The 19,565-nt window shown below is 72.7% G+C and carries 16 protein-coding genes; 10 read left to right on the forward strand and 6 right to left on the reverse strand.

Annotated elements, in window-relative coordinates:
- Positions 1-35: 35 nt before the first annotated feature.
- Both ETD85_RS11765 and ETD85_RS11770 read left to right on the forward strand, forming a co-directional pair.
- Positions 36-1,118 (forward strand): amidohydrolase family protein, encoded by a 1,083-nt coding sequence (locus tag ETD85_RS11765; RefSeq protein WP_138689693.1) that lies wholly within the window; start codon positions 36-38, stop codon positions 1,116-1,118.
- Between the two features lie 50 nt (positions 1,119-1,168).
- Entirely contained in the window at positions 1,169-3,175 is a 2,007-nt protein-coding gene (locus tag ETD85_RS11770; RefSeq protein ID WP_138689694.1) for a ligand-binding sensor domain-containing protein, read from the forward strand.
- On the opposite strand, the gene ETD85_RS11775 is transcribed toward ETD85_RS11770, so the two are convergent.
- The 5 genes from ETD85_RS11775 to ETD85_RS11795 are packed head-to-tail and all read right to left on the reverse strand — an operon-like array spanning position 3,172 to position 9,810.
- Complete coding sequence (locus tag ETD85_RS11775; RefSeq protein WP_138689695.1) at positions 3,172-5,133, reverse strand: ligand-binding sensor domain-containing protein; 1,962 nt, start codon at positions 5,131-5,133, stop codon at positions 3,172-3,174. The two genes, ETD85_RS11770 and ETD85_RS11775, sit on opposite strands and share 4 nt — an antisense overlap.
- 54 nt (positions 5,134-5,187) lie before the next feature.
- Positions 5,188-6,579: a mannitol dehydrogenase family protein gene (locus tag ETD85_RS11780; protein ID WP_206058252.1), complete on the reverse strand. Its 1,392-nt coding sequence runs from the start codon at positions 6,577-6,579 to the stop codon at positions 5,188-5,190.
- Complete coding sequence (manD, locus tag ETD85_RS11785; RefSeq protein ID WP_138689697.1) at positions 6,576-7,784, reverse strand: D-mannonate dehydratase ManD; 1,209 nt, start codon at positions 7,782-7,784, stop codon at positions 6,576-6,578. Before manD ends, ETD85_RS11780 begins: the two co-directional genes overlap by 4 nt.
- Entirely contained in the window at positions 7,781-8,554 is a 774-nt protein-coding gene (locus ETD85_RS11790; RefSeq protein WP_138689698.1) for a 6-phosphogluconolactonase, read from the reverse strand. The genes manD and ETD85_RS11790 overlap by 4 nt, the downstream gene beginning before the upstream one ends.
- Entirely contained in the window at positions 8,551-9,810 is a 1,260-nt protein-coding gene (locus ETD85_RS11795) for an AGE family epimerase/isomerase (protein ID WP_138689699.1), read from the reverse strand. Before ETD85_RS11795 ends, ETD85_RS11790 begins: the two co-directional genes overlap by 4 nt.
- 101 nt (positions 9,811-9,911) lie before the next feature.
- Here ETD85_RS11795 and ETD85_RS11800 point away from each other — a divergent pair, with 101 nt between their 5' ends.
- The 5 genes from ETD85_RS11800 (at position 9,912) to ETD85_RS11820 (ending at position 15,717) form a co-directional block, all read left to right on the forward strand.
- The gene (locus ETD85_RS11800) at positions 9,912-10,901 is read left to right on the forward strand and encodes a LacI family DNA-binding transcriptional regulator (RefSeq protein ID WP_138689700.1); all 990 of its coding nucleotides are present in this window, start codon (positions 9,912-9,914) and stop codon (positions 10,899-10,901) included.
- A 63-nt stretch (positions 10,902-10,964) separates the two neighbouring features.
- The gene (locus ETD85_RS11805; RefSeq protein WP_206058253.1) at positions 10,965-11,744 is read left to right on the forward strand and encodes a sugar isomerase domain-containing protein; all 780 of its coding nucleotides are present in this window, start codon (positions 10,965-10,967) and stop codon (positions 11,742-11,744) included.
- 14 nt (positions 11,745-11,758) lie between these two features.
- A complete protein-coding gene (locus tag ETD85_RS11810) occupies positions 11,759-13,033 on the forward strand; it encodes a neutral/alkaline non-lysosomal ceramidase N-terminal domain-containing protein (protein ID WP_138689701.1) in 1,275 nt (424 codons plus the stop codon).
- Positions 13,030-14,154 carry an N-acetylglucosamine-6-phosphate deacetylase gene (locus tag ETD85_RS11815; protein WP_138689702.1) on the forward strand — a complete coding sequence of 375 codons (1,125 nt, stop codon included), beginning with the start codon at positions 13,030-13,032 and terminating at the stop codon, positions 14,152-14,154. The genes ETD85_RS11810 and ETD85_RS11815 overlap by 4 nt, the downstream gene beginning before the upstream one ends.
- 63 nt (positions 14,155-14,217) lie before the next feature.
- Positions 14,218-15,717: a sodium:solute symporter family protein gene (locus tag ETD85_RS11820; protein WP_138689703.1), complete on the forward strand. Its 1,500-nt coding sequence runs from the start codon at positions 14,218-14,220 to the stop codon at positions 15,715-15,717.
- Between the two features lie 45 nt (positions 15,718-15,762).
- Here ETD85_RS11820 and ETD85_RS11825 read toward each other — a convergent pair whose 3' ends face one another.
- Positions 15,763-16,521 (reverse strand): class I SAM-dependent methyltransferase, encoded by a 759-nt coding sequence (locus tag ETD85_RS11825; RefSeq protein WP_138689704.1) that lies wholly within the window; start codon positions 16,519-16,521, stop codon positions 15,763-15,765.
- A 351-nt stretch (positions 16,522-16,872) separates the two neighbouring features.
- On the opposite strand from ETD85_RS11825, the gene ETD85_RS11830 reads away from it, so the two are divergent.
- The 3 genes from ETD85_RS11830 (at position 16,873) to ETD85_RS11840 (ending at position 19,558) form a co-directional block, all read left to right on the forward strand.
- Positions 16,873-17,661: an ABC transporter ATP-binding protein gene (locus ETD85_RS11830; protein WP_138689705.1), complete on the forward strand. Its 789-nt coding sequence runs from the start codon at positions 16,873-16,875 to the stop codon at positions 17,659-17,661.
- Between the two features lie 116 nt (positions 17,662-17,777).
- Positions 17,778-18,782: an aliphatic sulfonate ABC transporter substrate-binding protein gene (locus ETD85_RS11835; RefSeq protein WP_138689706.1), complete on the forward strand. Its 1,005-nt coding sequence runs from the start codon at positions 17,778-17,780 to the stop codon at positions 18,780-18,782.
- A complete protein-coding gene (locus tag ETD85_RS11840) occupies positions 18,779-19,558 on the forward strand; it encodes an ABC transporter permease (protein ID WP_138689707.1) in 780 nt (259 codons plus the stop codon). Before ETD85_RS11835 ends, ETD85_RS11840 begins: the two co-directional genes overlap by 4 nt.
- Positions 19,559-19,565 lie beyond the last annotated feature (7 nt).

The raw sequence follows: 19,565 nt of genomic DNA on the forward strand, positions 1-19,565 counted from the left end.
GAGGACAAATCTGTCTCTTAACGGAAGGATGCTTCATGCCGACCACCTTCGCCCTGGTAGGCGCGCGCGTCTTCGACGGGCGGCAACTGACCGAACCGGCCACCGTCGTGGTCGAGGACGGGCTCATCGGGCAGGACGCGACGGGAGCCGAGCGCATCGATGTGCACGGCGCCGTCCTGCTTCCCGGCCTGATCGACGCGCACGTCCACGTCCACGGCCGGGAGAGCCTGGACGCGCTGGCCCGGCACGGCGTGACCACCGGCCTGGACATGGCCGCCTGGCCCCCAGAGCTGCCGGCCTCGCTGCGCGGCGCGAAGGGCACCGCCGACCTCCAGAGCGCAGGCATCCCGGCCATCGGCCCCGACGGCCTCCACGCGCGCATGATCGTGACGACCCCGGAGGCCGTCCTCACCGACGCCGCCGATGCCGGGCGGTGGGTCGCGGACCGGGTCGCCGAGGGCTCGGAGTACATCAAGATCGTCATGGAGGCCCCGGGTGAGGGCGGCCTGGCGGCCGACGTCGCCGAGGCCGTGGTCGAGGCCGCCCACGCCCGCGGCAGGCAGGTCGTCGCGCACGCCGCCTCCGCCGGGGCGTACACGATGGCCGTCGACTGCGGCGCCGACCTCCTCACGCACTGCCCGATCGGGGCGCCGGCCGATCCCGCCGACGTGGCGCGCATCCGGGACGAGGGACGCGCGGTCATCCCGACGCTGGTCATGATGCGCGGGGTGGCGCGCTTCACCGGCAACCCCGAGGGGTTCGAGGGCAGCCTGGCGACCGTCCGCGCGCTGCACGCGGCCGGCGTGCCGATCCTGGCCGGGACCGACGCCAACGACGAGCCCGGCGCCCCGTTCCAGGTCCCGCACGGCCTGAGCCTGCACGAGGAGCTGCGGCTGCTGGTGGAGGCCGGCCTCAGCCCCGCGGCGGCGCTGCGCTCGGCCACCTCCCTGCCCGCACGCCACTTCTCGCTGACCGACCGGGGCGTCATCGCTCCCGGCAAGCGGGCCGACCTCGTCCTCGTCGGCGGAGACCCGCTGGCCGACATCACCGCGACCGGCAACATCCTGCGGGTGTGGTGCGCGGGCGTCGAGCACGAGGTGGCCACAGATTCGGTCTGATCCGTAATGGTCTATTGACGTCATGAGTCCGCATTCTTAAGTTTTCGGGCATGACCTTAATCAAACGTCTGTCAGCTGCCGCCCTGGCGGTGACGACCCTGCTGGCCCTGGCCACGCCCGCGAGCGCGCAGCCGGCGCGCGCGCCGGAGGACCTGGGCGTGCCCCTGGAGGACGTCCTGCTGATCGGTGGCACGGTGGCCCCCGGCCCCGGCGGCAAGACCGTCCTGTGGGGCGCCTCCTCCGGCAGTCCCGCCCACCTGAACGCCGTCGATCCCGCCACCGGCGCCGAGGCGGGCCGATTCGACCTGCCCGGCGCCGACGGCTCGTGGGCGGTCGACGCGACGCCCGACGGCAGCGTGTACACGGGCACGTACGGCGAGGGCCACCTGTTCCGCTGGACGGACCAGGGCGGCGTGCAGGACCTCGGCCGGCCGATCGCGTCGGAGACCTTCATCTGGTCGCTGGCGCCGGGCGAGGGCGCGACCGTCTACGGCGGCACGTACCCGGGCGGACGCCTGTTCGCCTACGATCCGGCGACCGGAACACGCGACTACGGCAGGCTGTCGCCGTCGCACGCGTACGTCCGCAGCCTCTCGTACGCGAACGGCAAGATCTACGCGGGCACCGAAGCGCCCGCCGCGGTGTTCGAGATCGACGCCGCCACCGGCGCGATCAAGCAGCTCCCCACGCCCGACGGCCTGGACCCGGTCGGCAAATGGGCTTATGACGTGAACGTCGCCGCCGGCTACCTCTACGTCCGCTACGGCGGCGCCTCTCCCGGCCCCATGCACGTCTGGGACATCGCCGCCGGCCAGTGGATCGACAAGATCGACCCCGCCCACGGCCTCGACGTCTCGCCCCCGGACGAGGAAGGGCGGGTCTACCTGGTCAAGGGCGGCGAGCTGGTCCGCTACGACCCCAAGACCAAGACCGCCACGCCGACCGGCGTGCCGTTCGCCGGTCGCGTCGCCAACACGCGCGGCATCGGCTGGGCGGAGCTCGGCCTGCCCGACTATCCCGGCAAGAGCATCGTCGGCCTGCTCTGGCGCGGCCTGATGTTCCGCTACAACCCCCAGACCGGCGCCAAGTCGTTCGTCCAGACGGCGGTCAGAGGCGAGCCGATCGACGTGACCGCGCTCACGGAGGGCCCCGACGGCCGCATGTACGCCGGCGGCTTCCTCAACGGCGGCTTCGCCGCGCTGAACGCGAAGACGGGCCGGCGCGAGGAGTTCCACACGTTCTCCCAGAGCGAGGACATGGTCACCCACGACGGCAAGCTCTACATCGGCGCCTATCCCGAGGCCAGGGTCTACGCCTACGACCCCGAGCTGCCGTGGAACAGCACCGAGTACTCCCCGAGCCCCGAGCCCGGCCCCGCGGCCAACCCGGCACGGCTGTTCGACTTCGCCGCCGACAAGCAGATCAGGCCCAGGGCCATCGTCTCGGCGGGACCCTACCTGGCCACCGGGACCATGCCGGACCTCGGCCACCTCGGGGGCGTGCTGGCCCTGTGGGACGCGAGGACGGGCACGCTGAAGCACGCCGAGCGCAACGTGATCAAGGACCAGAGCATCGTCTCGCTCGCCTACCGCAACGGCGTCCTCTACGGCGGCACCTCCATCTACAGCGGCCAGGCCGCCACCCCGCCGACGCAGCCCGAGGCCAAGCTGTTCGCCTGGTCGGTGAAGGAGAACCGGCTGCTGTGGGAGATCGTCCCCGCGCCGGGCAAGCCCGCCATCCCCGAGCTCACGTTCGACGCGCTGGGCAGGCTGTGGGGGATCGCCGGCGGCGAGGTGTTCGCGGTCAGCACCGCCACGAAGAAGGTGATCAAGCGCGTCACCCTGTCGGGCAGCACGAGCGCCAGCGGCCGGCTCGCCTTCAACCCCCGCGATCTCATGCTGTACGGCGCCCACGCCGGCCAGTACGTCTTCAAGCTGAATCCGCTGACCGGCCGGCACACCGTGGTGCGGGAGGGACCTGTGCACCAGCTCGCGGTGCACAGGTCGGGAGACGTCTACTTCGCGGAGGGCTCGCGCCTGTTCAGGCTGGCGCGCTAGCAGATCCGGTAGGTGGAGAAATTCTCCATCCGCGACAGGTACAGGTGGCCGTCGGAGCCCAGCAGGAGGTTCGAGATGGGCCGGGCGAGGAGGGTGAAGGACATCGTGGCCGGATCGATCCGGTACACCTTGCCCTGCACCTTCCCCCACAGGAGCCCCTGGTGGAAGACGATGTTCGTGTCCAGCCACACCTGGGTCGCCGTTGACCAGGGGTAGGTCTGGTGCTTGGCGGTCCTGAGGGTCTGGCCGGTGGCTGGGTCCAGCTCGAACAGCGCGTCCGGGGTCAGGCCCCAGAGCCGCCCGGACGCGTCGAACGTGATCGAGCCGAGTGCGAGGTCGCCGGCCACCGGCTCGGTCCGCCACCTGACCGTGTCCGTGGCGATGTCGTACGCGAAGACCACGGCGGCGTCGCCCTGAGGCGTGCTGGTGCCGCCGAAGGCCGAGGTGGCGCCGTAGACCACCCCGTCGCGGTAGGCCAGGCCGATGATGCTGTGGCCGGGGATGATGTTCCGCCTGATCACCGTGCGGCCGGTGGCCGGGTCGAGCAGGCCGAGCGCGCCGCCCACCGTGCCCGACTTCGGCACGGTGCCGAAGGCGAGCCAGTCGCCGGCCGAGACCATGGCGAAGGGCCGGTCCTGCTCCTGGTCGCCGAGGCTGAGCAGCTGCTTCGGCGCGGTGCCGTCGAACTCGTAGATCCGCGCGCCCGGGTAGACGCCGAGGTAGAGCTTGCCCTTGTGGGTGACGATGCCCTCGCTCTGCCCGACGTTCTGCCAGTACTGGGACTCGCCCGTGGCCGGGTCGTAGGCGGCCAGGCCGCCGGTGAAGAAGCCGCCCGCGTAGACGCGGCCGTCGGGGCCGGTGCCGAGCGAGCGGATGCTGACGGGCTGGCCGGTCAGGGCGGCGTCGAGCAGCCGGCCCTTGCCGGTCTTGCGGTCGTAGTGCCAGATGCGGCCGGTCGAGCTGGTGCCGACGAGGGTGTGGCCGAGCCAGCCGAGCGGGCGGGCCGCGCCCTCGCCGTACTCGGTGAAGCCCAGCTTCTGGATCTTGCCGGTCTTGAGGTCGTACTTCGCGAGCTCGTCGTTCTGGAACAGGTACAGGTCATGGCCGTGCCTGCCGCCGCCGACGGTCAGGTTGTCGACGTCCTCGACCACGTCCTTCCATACGCCCTGGTCCAGGTCGTACACGCCCATCGGGTTGGCGCCCGTGGAGGTGACGAAGCGGGCGAGCAGGTAGCGGCCCGCGACGTCCACGTCGTACGCGTAGCCGCTGCCCTCGATCGGCGGCGCGATCACCTGCTTCCGGGCGCCGTCGGGCGCGAGGACGGCGATCTTCATGCTGGCGGCGCCGACCGCGGCGTAGACGGTGCCGCCGGAGTCCACGGCCAGGTCTCTGACGAACTGGTCGCCGGGGACGGGACTGCCCAGGTCCGTGGTCGTGCCGCTGCTCGTGTCGTAGCGGAACAGCTTGCCGGTGGGGGAGGTGCCCCCGTACACGGACGAGCCGTCGGGGCTGGCGGCTACGGTCCAGACGAACGTCTCGGTCGCGATGGGGATGCCGAGCTCGCTCACCTGGTCGGTGGCGGGCGTGTAACGGTACAGGCGGCCCATCGCGCCCGCCGTGGCGTTGTAGCTGCCGACGTAGACGGAGTGGTCGGGGGCCACCGTGACGGCCCAGGAGCCGAGGGCCAGCGGGAGCGGGCGCTCGGCGATCAGGCTGCCGTCGCGGGCGTTCCGCACGGCGAGCATGGCGGGGCCCGAGGCGCTCGACGTGACGGAGTAGACGCGCGGGCCGTCGGCGTAGGCCGCGTCGAGCGCCGTCCCCGGCGTGGTGGCGCCGGTCAGCGGGAGCGTGCCGAGGCCGGCGAAGCCGCACCCCGCTGGTGGCGCCGCTGATGTTTGAGCCTGGGCCGGATTCGCCAGCGATAAGGCGATGAGGAGCGCTGCTGCGATGATGCGCACGTCCACCTCCACGAAGGATTCATTACGGTCCCGACCGTAATTTGATGGAGGTGGCTATGGCAAGAGGGCGCCCCCGGCGTTGAGCCGTTCCAGGCAGTCGGTGACCAGCCCGGTGAAGACCCGGTTCTCCCGGAGATCGGCGCCGAAGATCTCCTCGATCGCCAGCAGGCGCCGCACCGTCGCCGCGGGGCCGGCCGTCCCGTCGCCGCGCAGCCGGTCGGCCAGCGGGTCGTGCAGCTCGCGCGCCGTGGTGACATGCCGCATCCACCCGGCCACGGCCAGCGCGATCCACCGGGGCTCGTGCCCGCCGGCCAGCCGGTCGCGGGCCGGGTCGAGCAGGCGCTGCGGCAGCTTCTGCGAGCCGTCCATCGCGATCTGCGCGACCCGGTGCCGCAGGCCGGGGTTGGCGAACCTGGCCAGCAGCGACTCCTTGTATCCCGCGAGGTCGAACCCGTCCAGCCCGTCCAGGGTGGGGGAGAGGTCGTCGTCCATGAGCCGGCGGAGATACTCGGCGAACGCGGGATCGCCCACGGCCTCCGACACGTGCTCCGCCCCCGACAGGTAGGCGATGGCCGAATGGCTGCCGTTGAGCAGGCGCAGCTTCATGCGTTCGTACGGCCGGACGTCCTTCACCAGGAGCGCGCCCGCCCGGTCCCAGGCCGGCCGGTCCCCGGCGAAGCGATCCTCGATCACCCACTGCGCGAACGGCTCGGTGACGACCGCGCCCAGGTCGCTCACGCCCAGCCGGGCGGCCACGTCGTCCAGGTCGGCCGGCGTGGTCGCGGGCACGATCCGGTCCACCATGGTCGCGGGGAAGCTGACGTTCTCGCCGACCCAGCCGAGCAGGCGCGGCTCGCACAGCTCCGCCACGAGCCCGGCGAGCGTCGCGCCGTTGTCGGGGAGGTTGTCGCAGGACAGGACGGTGAGCGGGCCCGCGTCCGCGGCGGCACGGGCGCGCAGCCCGGCCACCAGCCGCCCGATCGCGCCGGCCGCCGCGCCCGAAGCCACACCCGATGCTGTGCCGGAGGAAGCGCTCGACACCATGCCCGGAGTCGCCCCCGGCCCGGGGGCGCGGCGGTAGGCCTGCTCGGTGATGGTCAGCGTGACGACCGCGGTCTGCGGCGCGGCCAGCCGCGCGGCCAGGTCGTCACCGGGAACCAGCACCTCGCGGACGGACCCGACCACGCGCACCTCGTCGCCCGCGCGCACGCCGTACAGGCAGTCCTGGGGGCGCAGCCGGTCGGCCACGTCGGTGCTGCGCTGGCTGGCTCCGCAGATGCCCCAGCGGTCCTCGCCGGTCGCGGCCATCGCCCGCTCGGTGTAGACGGCCTGGTGGGCCCGGTGGAAGGCACCGATGCCGAGATGCACGACGCCGGTGACGCGCGGCTCGGCGAGCGGGCGCGCGGCGGGCGCGACCCTGGACAGGGTCGCGCGGCTGAGCCTCACCAATTGTGCATGCTCCCGTCCATCAGCCGGTTGACCGGCAGGTACGCGGGCTCGTACGGGTAGCGGGCGGCGAGCCGCTCGTCGATCTCGACGCCGAGACCGGGCTCCTCGCTCGGATGCAGGTAGCCGTCGGCGAAGTGGTAGCCGTGCGGGAACACCTCGTCGGTGGCCTCGGTGTGGCGCATGTACTCCTGGATGCCGAAGTTGGGCACGGCGATGTCCAGGTGGAGCGCGGCCGACATGCAGACGGGGGAGAGGTCGGTGGCGCCGTGCGAGCCGGTGCGCACGTGGTGGAGCGCCGCGAGGTCGAAGATCCGCCGCAGGTGGGTGATCCCGCCCGCGTGGACGACCGTGGCCCGGATGTAGTCGATGAGCTGCTCGCGGATCAGCTGCTCGCAGTCCCAGATCGAGTTGAACACCTCGCCCACCGCGATCGGCGTCGTGGTGTGCTGCCTGATCAGCCGGAACCCGTCCTGCAGCTCGGCCGGCACCGGATCCTCCAGCCAGAACGGCCGGTACTCCTGCAGGCGGGCGCCGAGCCCGGCCGCCTCGATCGGGGTGAGCCGGTGGTGGATGTCGTGCAGGACGTGCAGGTCGTAGCCGAAGCGGTCGCGGACGGCGGCGAACAGCTCGGGCACGACCCGCAGGTAGCGCTCGGTCGACCAGGTGGCCTCGCTCGGCAGCCGCGCGTCGGCGGGCTCGTAGAACATCTTGTCCCCGCTGACGCCGTAGGTCGCGTCGAGGCCGGGTACGCCGCACTGCACGCGGACCGCGCGGTAGCCGAGATCGACATATTTCGCGACCTCGTCGAGCACCTCGGGAATCGTCTCGCCGTTGGCGTGCCCGTACACCGTGACGCCGTCGCGTGAGCGCCCGCCGAGCAGCTGGTAGACGGGCAGCCCGGCGACCTTGCCCTTGATGTCCCACAGCGCGGTGTCGACGGCCGCGATCGCCGTCATCGTGACCGGGCCGCGCCGCCAGTACGCGCCGCGGTAGAGGTACTGCCAGGTGTCCTCGATGCGCGCGGGGTCGCGGCCGATGAGCAGCGGGCAGACGTGGTCGCGCAGGTAGGACGCGACCGCGAGCTCCCTGCCGTTGAGCGTCGCGTCGCCGATGCCGGTGACGCCGTCCGAGGTCGTGATCTTCAGGGTGACGAAGTTCCGGCCTGGGCTGGTGACGATGACCTTGGCGTCGGTGATTCTCATCGGTAGGCCTCCAGGTCGGCGTAGAGCGTGCAGTCCGGGTGGGTGCGCAGGACGGAGGCGGGGCAGCTCTCGGCGATCGGCCCGTCGAGCGCGGCGGCCAGCGCGGCCCGCTTGCTCGCGCCGGGAACGGTGGCGACCAGCGTGTGCCCGGCCAGCAGCGCGGGAACGGTCAGCGTGATCGCCCGCTCCGGCACGTCCGCGAGCGCGGCGAAGCACCCGTCGCTGACCTGCTGCCGCCGGCAGGCGTCGTCGAGCTCGACGACCTTGACCGCGAGCGGGTCGGCGAAGTCGGCCACCGGCGGGTCGTTGAACGCCAGGTGGCCGTTGTCGCCGATGCCCAGGCAGACCAGGTCGATGGGGCCGCGGCCGAGCAGCTCGGCGTAGCGGGCGCACTCCGCCTCCGGGTCGTCGCCCGGCTCGATCACGTGCACCGCGCCCGGCCGTACGGCGTCCCAGAGCTCGTGGCGCAGGAAGCGGCCGAAGCGCTGGGGCGAGTCCGCGGGCAGGCCGATGTACTCGTCCATGTGGAAGACGGCGACCCTGGACCAGTCGATCCCCTCGGCCGCGCGCAGTCCGGCCAGCGTCTCCCGCTGCGAGGGCGCGGCCGCGAAGACCACCCTGGCCTCGCCGCGGGTGGCGAGCGCCGAGCGCAACGCCGCCGCCGCGGCGTGTGCCGCCGCGGCGCCGGACTGCGCCCGGTCGCTGAAGATCCGGACATCGAGGCGTCCGGCGGCCCGCGTGATCACGGGGTCGGTGTTCGTGGCTGTCACGGCTGGTCTCCCTGAGCGCCGGTTTCTGCGAGCTCGGGGAGCTCGACCATCTGCATGAGGTTCCTGGCGATGTGGTACGGGTCCTTGACCGGCAGGGCGACGACCTCGTCGAGCGGCGCCCCGGCCCGGTCCCTGATCTGGATCCACTCCTCGCCGTCCGCCCCGCCGGGGAACGTGCGCAGGGTGTAGTCCCAGATCCGGTCGAACCAGCCGGCCGCCTCCCGGTCGCCGTAGCGCTCGGCCGCCAGGCGGGTGGTGTAGGCGGCTTCCGAGTGGACCCACCACAGCTTGGTCGACCAGGTCCGCCGGACCAGGTCCTCGTACGGCCCGCCGTAGGCCCGGCCGGAGACGCCGACGTAGCGGAACAGGCCGCCGTGCTCGTCGTCCCACCCGGCCGCGCACAGCGCGGACACGCTGGCGAGCAGGTCGCCCCGGTCGTCGCGCTCGCCGAGCAGCTCGCCCGCCTCCAGCGCCATCCAGATCCCCTCCAGCGCGTGGCCGGGGGTGCGGTGCCGGGCCAGGACCGTGTCCCGCAGGCCGGGGTCGGGCACGAACGTCTCGGTGAACAGGCCGCCGTCCTCCCGGTGCGCGAGCATGGCCCGCCGGGCGGCGCGCAGCTCGCCCGCGTACGGGCTCGTCCCGGACACCGCCTGGTGCGCGCGTGCCTGGTCGAGCCGGGCGTTGAGGACGATCATGCGGGCGCCGAAGCCCGAGCAGCCGGGCGGCAGCGGGTACGGCGGGGTCGGCGGGTCGCCGGCCGCCACGTCGTCCGCGATCCGCTGGACGATCGCGTCGATCACGGGCAGGTGGCCGGGCGAGCCGGTGTACCTCGTGAGCTCGCTGAGCCCCATGGCGACGAAGGCGTCGGCGAAGATGCTGCGCTCCGCGGGCAGCGGGCCGCCGTCCTGGTCGAGCGCCGTCCCGCCGCGCTCGTCCAGCACGTAGGCGCACTCCCCGCCGGGCCGGACGGCGTGGTCGAGGAGGAACGACGCGCCGCGCTCCGCGTGCTCCAGGAGGGCGCGGGAGTCCAGAGCGAGCAGGCCGCGGTCGGCGAGCCGGGCGGCGCGGGCGAGCAGCCAGATGAAACGCCCCTGCGACCAGGTGAACTTGTTCGTGGACAGCCGGCGCCGGCCGCGGTTGTCGAAGCAGGTGAAGAACCCGCCATGCTCGGAGTCGATGCCGTTCTCAAGCCAGAACGGCAAGATGACGTCTTCGAGATGTCTTCGGGCGATCTGCTCGGGCTGCTCGGAACCCATGCCGTCCTTTCCGTCGCGGACAATGAAAGCGATTGCATGGATTCTGGCTTCGCTAGAGTACTTCGGTCAAGCCGGGTCGAGCCAATGCTGAGGAGCGCGGTGTGAGCAAGCCGACGATCTACTCCATCGCCCGGCGGTGCGGTGTCTCAGCCGCGACCGTGTCCCGGGCCTTCAACCGCCCGGAGCTGGTCAGCCCGCCGGTCAGGGAACAGATCATGGCCGCCGCCCGCGAGCTGGGATACCAGCCGAGCTCGGCCGCGCGCGGCCTGGTCACGGGCCGGGCGGAGATGATCGGGCTGATCGTCCCTGACATCACCAACCCGTTCTTCCCGCTGCTCGTGCGGGCGATCCAGCGCACGGCCGAGCGGATGGGCAGCTCGGTCATGCTGGTCGACGCGGAGGAGAGCGCGGCGGCCGAGGTGCGCCACGTCGCCCAGCTCCGCAGCAGGGTGGACGGCGTGATCGTGGCCTCGCCGCGCTCGTCGTCCGCGGCGCTGCGCGAGGCCGCCAGAGGGCTGCCCTGCGTCCTGCTCAACCGCCCGCTGCGCGAGCTCTCCTCGGTGATCTGCGACAACACCAGCGCGCTCTTCGACGCCGGCGAGCACCTCTACAAGCACGGCCATCGCTCGTTCGCGCTGCTCGCCGGGCCGAGCGCGTCGTGGGCCGCGGCCCGGCGCTCGCAGGCGATCCGCAGGTGGGCGCGGGGCCGGGGGGTCGAGCTGGTGGAGCTCGGCCCCTTCCGCGCGACGTTCAAGGGCGGCCGGCAGGCCGGCGCCGCGCTGCTCGGGACCGACGCGACCGCCGCCTTCGCCTTCGACGACCTCACCGCGTGCGGGGTGCTCGCCGAGCTGGCCGGGCGCGGGGTCTCCGTGCCGGGGGAGCGCAGCGTCGTGGGCTGCGACGACGTGCTGCTCGCCAGGACGGTCACGCCGAGCCTGACCACGGTGACCGCGCCGATGGACGATCTCGGCGCCACCGCGGTCCAGGTCCTGACCAGGCAGATCGAGACGCCCGGCGGCGAGCCGGAGCACGTCAGGCTGCCCGGCGTCTTCGCCCCGCGTGACTCCACGGGGCCGCGGTCCGCCTCTTGACCGGGATTCGGCCATGGTCTTAAATGCCTGCAATCGCTTTCATCGGTCACAAGGAGCCTGCAGGTGCAAAACGGACGGCACACGTCGCTCATGCGGACGTACGCCGAGCAGGTCGCGGGCCTGATCGGCAGGATCGGATCCGAGGAGGCCGACGCCATCGGGGCGGCGGCCGAGCTCATCGCCGACCACATCACCCGGCACGGCGCGGACCGGCTGATCTACGTCTACGGCCCGGGGGGACACTCGAACCTCGCCGCGCAGGAGGTGTTCTTCCGGGCCGGCGGCCTGGTCAACGTCAGCGCGATCCTCGACGAGGGCACGCTGCTGTCCGGCGGCGCGCTGCGCTCGATGGCCATCGAGCGCACCCCCGGCTACGGCCGCGTCGTCATCGAGGACAACCGGCTCGGCGCGGGCGACCTGCTCATCCTGGTCAACGCCTACGGCATCAACGCCGCGCTCATCGACGCGGCGCTGACCGCCCGCGAGCGTGGCGTCACCGTCATCGGCGTCTCCTCCCGAGAGCACGCCGACCGGACCGCGCCCGGCCACCCGGCCAGGCATCCCACCAAGCAGAACCTGCACGACCTCGTCGACCTGCACATCGACACGAAGGTGCCGGTCGGCGACGCCGTACTCGAGATCGAGGGAGTCCCCGAGCGGGTCGGCGCGATCTCGACGTTCGCCAACGCCTACACGCTCAACTGCGTCATGGCCGCGGCGATCGCCGAGCTGGCCGAGCGCGGCACCGTTCCCGAGATCTGGCGCAGCGGGAACGCGCCGGACGGCGACGAGCGCAACGGGCTCTTCCTCGACCGCTTCCGCGGGCGGGTCCGGTGGCTGTGAGCGGGGAAGATCCGATGACCGTGCGTGCGGACGGAGTGCGGCTGCTGGCCGGGGCCGCGGTCGCCGACATCACACCACCGGCCGGCGGCTCGCTGGCGGGCTACGCCGCGCGGGTCTCCGCGTCCACGGCGGTGCACGACCCGCTGCTGGCCACCGCCGTGGCGGTCTCCGACGGCGCGACCACGTCCGTCGTGATCTGCGCCGATCTCATCGCGCTCGACCCGGACACCACCCGGCGGATCGCCCGGGACGTGCACGAGCGCACCGGGATCCCGGCGGAGCGGGTGGCCGTGGCGGTCACCCACACGCACGCGGGCCCCGCGGTGACCAGGGGCGGCATCGGCGGCGTCGCCGACCCGCGATACGTCGAGGACGCCTGCGCGCGGATCGCCGGCGCCGGCGTCGCCGCGCTCGCCGCGCTGGAGCCCGCCGTCCTCCGGCGCGGCTGCGGCACGGTGCACGGCGTCGCGACCAACCGGCGCGGCGGCACCCTCGTCGACCCCGCGGTCCCCGTCGTACGGCTGGAGCGCGAGAACGGCGAGCCCATCGCCACGGTGTTCTCCCACGCCTGCCACCCGGTGACGCTCGGCCCCGACAACCTCCAGCTCACCGCGGACTGGCCCGGCTACGCGCGGCGGCACCTGGAGTCCGGGATCGGCGGCGTGATCCTGTTCCTCCAGGGCTGCTGCGGCCAGCTCAACACCGGGCACACCGCCCTCGACAGCCTGCGCGCCACCGAGCCGCAACCGGGCCGGACCTTCGAGGCCGCGCAGCGGATCGGCGTCCAGGTGGGCCAGGCCGCGCTCGAAGCCGCCACGGAGCCGGTCCTCGGCCCGGTTTCGGTGGCCGCCACCCCTGTCGAGCTGCCGCTCGGCGACCCGCTCACGCCGGGCGAGCTGCGCGCGCTGGCGGACGAGCCCGGCGGGATCTGGACGGGCTGGGCGCGTGCCCAGCTGGCCGACACCGGACCGGCGTCGGTCGAGGTCCAGGTCGCCGTGCACCGCTGGGGCGGCGTGCCGCTGGTCTTCCTGCCCGGCGAGCCCTTCGTCGAGTTCGCCGTGGAGCTGCGGGCCGCGCTCGGCGATCCCGGGCTGCTCGTCGCCGGTTACACCGGTGGCGTCCCCGGCTACCTGCCCTATCCGGAGACGCACTACGCCGAGGGCGGGTACGAGATCTGCGAGGCCCACCGGGCCTACGGGCCGCGGGCCGCGTTCACTCCGGAGGCCGGCCGCCTGGTCATGGCCGCCGCCCGGAGGCTCGCGGCGGAGCTCGGAGTGGAGGCGGAATGACGGTCGAGGGCCGGCTCGCGGACGGGCGTCCCGTACGCGTCGAGCTGGACGGGCCGCGGATCGCCGCGGTCACCGAGATCCGTGACGCACCCGCCGGGCTGATCCTGCCCGGCCTGGTGGACATCCAGGTCAACGGGTACGCCGGGTTCGACTTCAACGCCGGCGACCTCTCGACCGGCCACGTCGCCGAGCTCGTGCGCGAGCTGTGGAAGCGCGGCACCACGACGGTGTGCCCCACGATCATCACCGCGCCGGAAGACAAGATCATCAGGAACCTGGGCGTGATCGCGGCGGCGCGCGAGGCCGATCCGCTGGTCAGGCAGGCCATCCCCGGCATCCACGTCGAAGGACCCTACCTGGCGGCCGAGGACGGGCCCCGGGGCGCGCACGACGCCGCGCACCTGCGCGACCCCGACCTCGCCGAGTTCGGGCGCTGGCAGGAGGCGAGCGGCGGGCTGGTGAAGATCGTCACGCTGGCCCCCGAGCGGGCGGGCGCCGCCGGCTACATCGCCGAGCTCGCCCGGCAGGACGTCATCGCGTCCATCGGGCATACCGCGGCGACGCCCGCCGAGATCGAGGCAGCCGTGCGCGCTGGCGCGCGGCTCTCCACCCACCTGGGCAACGGCGCGCACGCGGTGATCCGCCGGCATCCCAACTACATCTGGACGCAGCTGGCCGCGGACAGTCTCGCGGCGACGTTCATCGCGGACGGGCACCACCTGCCCGCCGACACGTTCACCGCGATGCTCCGCGCCAAGGGGACAGACCGCGCGCTGCTGGTCAGCGACTCCGTCGCGCTGGCCGGCTGCGCTCCGGGCGACTACACGACCCCGGTCGGCGGCCGGATCACGGTGCGCGAGGACGGCCGGGTGACGCTGCCCGGCACCGAGCTGCTGGCCGGATCGGGCAGCTCGCTGATCGAGTGCCTCGCCTGGGCGGTCACGCACACCGAGGTCACGCTCGGCACCGCGGTGCGGCTGGCCACGGCGAACCCGGCCCGGCTGCTCGGCTGCGACCGCGGCCGCATCGAGCCGGGCGCGCCCGCCGACCTGATCGTCACCACCCCCGACCTGTCCATCCTGCACACCTACGTCGCCGGCATCCCCGTTCACCACGGCTGACCTGCCCGGCCTTCCCGAACCGTTCGATCCGCACCGCTCCCCACCCCCGACCTGGGAGATCTCATGGGTTTTCTCGACTGGCTAGTGATCTGCGGCTACTTCGCCGTGATGATCGCGATCGGCGTCTGGGCCAAGTCCCGCATCCGTGACGCCAAGGACTTCTTCACCGCCGGAGGCAAGATGCCCTGGTGGTTGTCCGGTATCTCCCACCACATGTCGGGCTACAGCTCTGCGGTCTTCGTCGGCTACGCGGCCATCGCCTACACCGCCGGTTTCACCCTGTACGTCTGGTGGGCGATCGGCATCACCTTCGCGATGGTGGTCGGGTCGTTCCTGTTCGCGCCGCGCTGGCCACGGCTGCGGCAGCGGCTCGGGATCATCTCGCCGCTGGAATATCTCGCGACCCGCTACAACGTGCCCGCGCAGCAGGTGCTGGCCTGGAGCGGCACCGCGCTGAAGGTCTTCGACGTGGGCGCCAAGTGGGCGGCGACCGCGCTGCTGCTCCAGGTGTTCGCGGGCGTCCCGATCGGCTGGGGCGTGCTGCTCACCGGAGGGGTGACGCTGATCTACTCGACGATCGGCGGCCTGTGGGCCGACGCGCTCACCGACCTCGGCCAGTTCGTCATCCAGCTCGTCGCCGGGGTCACGATGTTCGTCGCGGTCCTCGCCAAGCTCGGCGGGGCGTCGGCGATCTGGACGCTGTGGGACCGCCTGCCCGAGGGACACGGCCAGCCGTTCAACGACAAGTACACCGTGGGCTTCGTCATGGTCTACCTGCTGATCAACACGCTGTCATACAACGGCGGGACCTGGAACCTGGCCCAGCGCTTCATCGCGGCACCGACCGGTGGCTCGGCCCGGCGCGCCGCGCTGTTCTCCGCCGGCCTCTACCTCTTCTGGCCGCTCATCCTGTTCTTCCCGATGTGGGCCGCGCCGATCCTGCTCCCCAACCTGGCCGAGCCCGACCAGTCGTACGCCCTGCTGACCCAGCAACTGCTGCCCGGCGGGCTGATCGGCCTCGTGCTGGCCGGCATGTTCGCGCACACGATGGCGATGACGTCCTCCGACGCCAACGCGATCTCCTCGGTCGTGATCAGGGACATCATACCCGCCGTCTGGAAGCGGGCACAGCAGCTGTCCTCCAAGTCCGAGCTGCTGGCCGGCCGGGTCTCCACGTTCCTGTTCATCGCCTTGTCGATGGGCATCGCGCTCAGCGTGGACAGCTTCGGCGGCGTGCTGGGCCTGCTGATCCTCTGGTTCGGCGCGCTGGTCGGCCCGATCGCCATCCCGATGCTGCTCGGCATGCTGCCGCTGTTCCGCCGCTGCGGCCCGGCGGCCGCGATCGGGTCCTGGGCGACCGGGCTCGTGGTCTTCACGCTCGTGAAGTACGTCTTCCCCGGCCAGAGCCAGACCGTGGAGGTCTCCGCCCCGGTCCTGTCCGCGCTGGTGGTGTTCGTGCTCGTCGGCCTCGTCGCCCCGGTCCGCAACCCGGAGGCCGACGCGCTGGTCGACTCGCTGAACGTCGAGCACCCCGAGGCCGCGCAGCCGGCGGCGAAGTCCTGAGCCAGGGCCGGTGCCCGTGCTCGCTCACGGACACCGGCCGGCGCTCTACGGCCGCCGCGCCGTCAGGAGCAGCCGGGGGCTGCCGAACCGGAAGGGCGTGCCGCCGGCGTCGCCGTACAGCTCGACGCCGGTGAACCCGGCCTCGGTGACCAGGCGGACGACCTCCGCCGCGGTGTAGACGTGCTGCACGGACGTCCCGCGGTGCTCCTGCGCACCCCTGCGGAAGGTGAACGAGGTGAGCCAGCGGCTGTTCACCGCGTCGTACTCGTTGACGGAGACGGCCTCGACACCGCCGAGCGTCATCGGCGGCTCCTCCAGGACCAGGTTCGGCAGCAGCGATTCGGCCACGAACGCGTAGTCCAGGATGAGCGTGCCCCCGGGGACGACGAGTCCGCGCAGGCTCGCGAGGAACCTCTGCGTGCCGGCGTGCTCCAGGTAGCCGAAGACGTTGCCCATGCACATGGCCGCATCGGTGCGGACGTCTTCGGGAAGCGCCCGCATGTCGCCCTGGCGCAGGTCGAGGTCGAGCCGTTCGCGCGCGGCGGCGGCCCGCGCGTGGGCGACAGCCTCGGCCGAGACGTCCAGCCCGGTGACGCGGCAGCCGCGCCGGGCCAGCTCCAGGGCGTGCCGCCCGCTGCCGCAGGCCACGTCCAGCACCCGCGAGCCGGGGCGCAGCCCGGCCCGGCGGATGACGAACCCGACCTCGGCGGCGGTCGCCGCCTCCGGTACGGCTGCCCGCCAGAAGGCGTTGGGCAGCTCGGTGAAGAAGTCCGCGTACCACGCGGACAGGGAGTCTTGCGACATTTCTGATGCTCCGGATCAGCTACGCGGCGACCGGCGCCGCGTGAACGAGAAGATCTCCACGTGACCGGGGCATGACGGCCAGGCGCGTTCGCACGCGCGCACCGGCCGCGGGAACGGCCGTCGCCTCATCCGCCCCGGTGTGACCGGGCGGTGGCCATGGCATCGCCTTCTCGTGATCGGCCGGGCCTGGCCCGGCGGGAGCAACCGACACCAGCCTACGAGCAACCGCGCGCCGGTTCAACGAGTGGCGCTTGATCGCCGCTCTTCCCAAACGGGGTCCTGCATGGGAGATTCCTGTATATTGAGTAGGAAATACCGGCTTAGCCGGGTTGCGGAAATGTGAGGGAACGTATGGCGGCGACCGCGGCAGGTGTCGGGTTGCGCGGCATCGGTCACACCTTCGGCAACGGCCACACCGTGCTGCGGGACATCGAGCTGGACATCCGGCCGGGCGAGCTCGTGGCCATCCTGGGACCGTCGGGCTGCGGCAAGTCGACCCTGCTGAGGCTGGTGGGCGGGCTGGCGGCGCCGACGGCCGGCGAGGTGCTGGTGGACGGGCGGCCGGTCCGCGGCGTCGACGAGCGCTGCGCCGTGGTCTTCCAGGAGCCGAGGCTGCTGCCCTGGCGGGACCTCGCCGGGAACGTGGCGCTCGGCCTGCCCAAAGGCGTCAGCCGGGCGAGCGGCCGCCAGATCGTCCGGCACTGGCTCGACGTCGTCGGCCTGGAGGGCTTCCACCGGCACCGCCCCCGCCAGGTCTCCGGCGGCATGGCCCAGCGCGCGGCCCTGGCCAGGGCGCTGGCCAGGGAGCCCGGCGTGCTGCTGCTGGACGAGCCGTTCGCCGCGCTCGACGCCCTCACCCGGCTGCGCATGCAGGACCTGCTGGCCGACGTGCAGCGCGGCGCCGGGACGACGGTCCTGCTCGTCACCCACGACGTGGACGAGGCCCTGCACCTGGCCGATCGGGTGGTCCTGCTCGGCGCCGGGCCGCCACGCGCGGGCGCGACCGTCGCGACCGTGCTCGACGTCCCCTACCTCCGCCCGCGCGACCGCGCGCACCCCGAGCTCGCCGCCCTCCGCGCCGACCTGCTGGAGCGGCTCGGCGTCCCCAGGCCGGCCCCCGCAGAAGAGGCCACCCCGTGAACCCTCTCCGCCGAGGAGGCCACCCCGTGAACCCTCTCCGCCGAGGAGGCCACCCCGTGAACCCTCTCCGCCGAGAAGGCCACCCCGTGAACCACCGCCGCCGAGGAGGCCGCCCCATGACGTACAGCCCGACGTATCGCCTGAGCCGTCGCCGCGCCCTGCTCGCCGCACTCCTGCTCGCCGGCACGATCACCGGCTGCGCGGAGGGGGAGAGCGGCGCCGCCACGCCCGCCTCGGCGCAGCTGCGGCTCGACTACGCCTACTACAACCCGCTCAGCCTGGTCATCCGCCGGCAACACTGGCTGGAGGACGACCTCAAGGGAACCAAGGTCACCTGGGTGCTGTCGGCGGGCAGCAACAAGGCCAACGAGAATCTGCGCGGCGAGACGATCGACATCGGCTCCACCGCGGGCGCCGCCGCGCTGCAGGCCCGCGCCAACGGCACCCCCATCAAGACGATCGGCGTCTACACCAAGCCCGAGTGGGCGGCGCTCGTCGTGGCCAAGGACTCGCCCATCTCGAAGGTGGCCCAGCTCAAGGGCAAGAAGGTCGCCGCCACCAAGGGCACGGACCCGTACTTCTTCCTGCTCCAGTCCCTGGAGGCGGCCGGACTCTCCGGCACGGACGTCGAGGTCGTGAACCTCCAGCACGCCGACGGCAAGACCGCGCTGGAGCGCGGCGACGTCGACGCGTGGGCGGGGCTGGACCCGCTGATGGCGCAGACCCAGGTGGACTCGGGCGCGAAGCTGATCTACCGCAACCCGGACTTCAACTCCTTCGGCTTCCTCAACGCCCGCGAGGGCTTCCTCGCCGAGCACCCGGACCTCGCGCGGAAGGTGCTCGACGCCTACGAGAAGGCCCGCGCGTGGATCGTCGCGCATCCCGACGAGGCGGTCCAGCTGCTGGCGTCCGAGGCGAAACTCAGCCCGGAGGTGGCCACGGTGGTGCTGAAGGAGCGGACCGAGGTCGAGATCAGCCCCGTCCCGGGTCCCGCCCAGCGCGCCGTGCTCGAACGCATCCTGCCCACCCTGGTGCGTGAGAGCCAGGTGCGCTCGGAGGCTGAGGCCAGGACCGCGCTCGACTCGCTGTTCGCCCCCGACTACGCGAGCAAGGCCTCGTGATCCGGCGCGGCGGCCGATGGGCGCGGCCGGGGAGGCTCGCCCTCGGCCTGCTGGTACCGCTGGCCGTGCTCGCCGCCTGGCAGCTCGCCTCCGGCGCCGGCCTGTTCACGCCGAGCCAGCTGCCCTCCCCGTCGGCCGTCCTGGAGGCGGTGGCCGAGCTGATCCGGCGCGGCGAGCTGTGGCGGCACATGGCGATCAGCGGGCAGCGAGTGCTGCTCGGCTTCGCCGCAGGGGCGGCGGCCGGACTGGTGCTCGGCGCCGCCGTCGGGCTGTACGCGCCGGTCAGGGACCTGCTCGCGCCGAGCGTCGCGGCCCTGCGCGCGGTGCCCTCGCTGGCCTGGGTGCCGCTGCTGGTGCTGTGGCTCGGCATCGCCGAGGGCCCCAAGATCGTCCTCGTGGCGATCGGCGCGTTCTTCCCCGTCTACACCACGGTGTCCGCGGCGCTGGCGCACGTCGATCCGCACCTGGTCGAGGCCGGGCGCGCGTACGGGCTGCGCGGACTGGGCCTGCTCACCCGGATCCAGCTCCCGTCCGCCGCGCCCGCCGTCTTCGCCGGGCTGCGGCTCGGCCTCGCCCAGGGCTGGCTGTTCCTGGTCGCGGCCGAGCTGATCGCCTCCTCCATGGGCCTGGGCTTCCTGCTGATCGACAGCCAGAACACCGGCCGCACCGACATCCTGCTGCTGTCCATCCTGCTGCTCGCCCTGCTGGGCAAGGCCGCCGACGCCCTGCTGGGGGTGGTGGCAAGGCTCCTGACGGGGGCCGTCGCTCCCGAGTGAGCCCGCC

Origin of the sequence: Nonomuraea zeae (assembly GCF_005889725.1) — a bacterium.
GTDB classification, from domain to species: Bacteria; Actinomycetota; Actinomycetes; order Streptosporangiales; family Streptosporangiaceae; genus Nonomuraea; species Nonomuraea zeae.